Annotated in this window: 1 protein-coding gene; it reads right to left on the reverse strand. The window is 63.0% G+C overall.

Annotated features, from left to right (window positions below):
- Positions 1-798: PKD domain-containing protein (locus ACFS7Z_RS27305; protein ID WP_377492685.1), on the reverse strand; the 798-nt coding region annotated here is incomplete at both ends.

Below are 798 nucleotides of genomic sequence, written 5' to 3' on the forward strand. Positions count from 1 at the left end.
GCTGTCGGTGGTGCTCAGCCACAGCTCCGAGTTGTCATCCGAGGCGATGAAGAAGGTGTAGTTGCCCGTTGCCGGCGGGCAGATGTAGCCCCTGACCCTGGCGCCGTAGTTGCTGCCCAGCCCGCTCAGTGCCTCGAACAGGCTCAGTTGGCTGGTGCTGGTCGGGGCGCTGCCTAGGGGAATATCCGTCACGCTGCCGCCCGACACGCTTGCCCAGTGCTCCCGCAGGATGGTGCCCGAGGCGGTGCAGGCGGTGGTGGTGGCCGGGTGCACCGTGACAGTGGCATCGTCAGAGGCGGTTAGCCCTCCGTTGTCCTGTACCGTGAGGCGGAAGACGTAGGTGCCCTCCAGCAGGCTGCCCGCTGTCAGTGTTGCCGTTGTCGCCCCGCTGAGAGTTGCAGCAGGCCCGCTCACCTGGCTCCAGCTATAGCCACTGATGGTGCCGTCACTATCGGTGCCCGAGCCGCTCAGCTGCACGTTGTTGGTGGGAAGGGTGATGGACTTGTCCGGACCAGCGTTGGCTACCGGCGCTGTGTTGGTCGCAGCATTCACCTGCACACTCATACCATCAGAAGCAGTTGCCCCCCCGTTGTCGGTTACCACCAGCCGGAACGTATACGTACCACCTATAAGGCCGCTCACTGTTGGGGAAGCAACTGTCGTACTGCTGAAGGTGGCCGTATTGGGACCACTTACCTGGCTCCAGCTATAGCCACTGATGGTGCCATCGCTGTCGGTGGCCGATCCACTCAGTTGCACACTACTGGTGGGCAGGGTGATGGTTTTATCCGGACCGGC

Origin of the sequence: Pontibacter toksunensis (assembly GCF_042686245.1) — a bacterium.
Lineage (GTDB): Bacteria > Bacteroidota > Bacteroidia > Cytophagales > Hymenobacteraceae > Pontibacter > Pontibacter toksunensis.